This is a genomic window from Aquimarina rubra (assembly GCF_042684305.1).
Lineage (GTDB): Bacteria > Bacteroidota > Bacteroidia > Flavobacteriales > Flavobacteriaceae > Aquimarina > Aquimarina rubra.
This window is the reverse complement of sequence record NZ_JBHULE010000036.1, coordinates 1-1,852: the sequence shown is the minus strand read 5'-3', so window position 1 is coordinate 1,852 and position 1,852 is coordinate 1. Positions and strand designations below refer to the sequence as shown.

The window sequence follows — 1,852 nt, the reverse complement described above, 5'->3', positions numbered from 1 at the left end:
TCTTTGTGTCAGAAATTACCTTTATAAAAACACTCCGGTCTTTGACCATTATCCCGTCCGATTATTCATTCTGCTTTTCAGATTCCACATGCTTGTGCATAACGTTTAATATATGTGTCGTAGCAGAGCAAAATGTTACCTTGCTTTTCGATTTTTCTGTGCATTGATTGCTAACTTTTACTTTTTGCAAGCATTGCGCCTTACCAAATATGCAAGAACCCTTCGATTCATCACTTAGCTGCTATGATCACATATATCGTGTTAGGCACTTTTGTTATTTTATACTTTTCAATTCCAATTCAATTGACCTTTCCATAATTAAATTTTCAAAAGTCGTTTTATCCAAAGGGCCTTTCGTATTCAATTTAACCGTTTCAGCGTCCGGTATATTCGAGTATGAGTTTTGAATAATCCAGTATTTGAAATCCGAGTTACTTCTTTTATTCCCTGATTTTGCAATAATCCATTCAGAATTATGTGCTATTTCGAGAATAGTCATCGGAACTATTTCCACACCAGATTGAGCGCAGCTTTCTTTTTGATAAAGAATCCGTAAATCCACGTTGTCGTACTCAGATAGATAAATATTATTCCCTAGATGATTTTCTTTCGCTCCGAAACAACACGAATTTAGTACAAATAACAAACTCAAGCTTATAAACATTAATCTTACTTTCATAGTTTATCTAATTGTGCCTAACGTTTAATATATGTGTCGTAGCAGGGCAAAATGTTACCCGGTTTTTCGATTTTTCTGCGCATTGGTTGCTAACTTTTACTTTCTGCAAGCATTGCGCCTTCATAAATATACAACAACTATTGGATTGATCACTTTACTGCTATGACACATATATCGTGTTATCGCGCGTTTATTTTTTTCAATCACTAACCTTAGCAAACATGCCAAGCAAGGTGATATTGCTTGAGTAATTACTCCGTCAATTTTATTTTTCTTTCTCGCGATCACCTTGGAATCATTGGATTAGTAACAGACCTAACCAAATAAACCTGAACTTTTTTTCGTCCGTAGCTGATCAGCCAAAAAAGCGATTTTTTAGCACGTTACTACTCCGTAATCCTCCTCAATTTTGGTTTTTTCTATCGCTTTTTCTTCGATTAGACCTTAACCATCATAAACATAATCAGGTCATTGGGTGGTTAACCGTTCGTTGCTTTCGTTCTAATTTTAAGATTCCAAAAATGTAGCGATAATGTTAGGTGTAAGATGAGCTTTAGCGTCGTTGATCAAATCGTTTTGCGTAGCGATAGCGAAGGCAAACTATTTTATCAATGCAATCTTACACAATGTTGTGTGCTGTTTTTATTTTAATTTTTCATTGAGTCCAAAATTAATAATAAATTAAGGGACTGTTGTTCAGATTCGGTAGCATTTTAATCCCCAACTTTTTCGGAGTTACCCAAGCCTATGGAATATACATATCCATGTATGGTCTGTAGGCACAGGGAACTAAGATTCCGTTTTCATTCAGATTAGCCACACTACAATTCCACTTCAAATTTGACTTTGTAAAAATTTTTCGCGACCTTGAACAAGTATTTTATAACGTGCTAACGTTTGGATAGTGTAACTCTCCACGATACCATCGCAAAATACTTGGACAGATCCTTTTAGCAAAGTATTTGTCCGTTCTGCTTATCCGAAGAAAACTCCGTATTTTCCAGCGTACTCCTCCGAAAAAATTGTCCGATCGAATTGGGCAATAGCATACAACGTTTAATATATGTGTCGTAGCAAAGCAAAATGTTACCTTGCTTTTTGATTTTTCTGCGCATTGATTGCTAACTTTTCCTTTCTGCAAGCATTGCGCCTTGCCAAAAATACAACAACCAT

1 protein-coding gene is annotated in these 1,852 nt (G+C 35.6%); it reads right to left on the bottom strand.

Annotated features, from left to right (window positions below):
* Positions 1 to 274: 274 nt before the first annotated feature.
* The gene (locus ACFSR1_RS23260; RefSeq protein ID WP_378295435.1) at positions 275 to 679 is read right to left on the bottom strand and encodes a hypothetical protein; all 405 of its coding nucleotides are present in this window, start codon (positions 677 to 679) and stop codon (positions 275 to 277) included.
* Between the last annotated feature and the right edge of the window lie 1,173 nt (positions 680 to 1,852).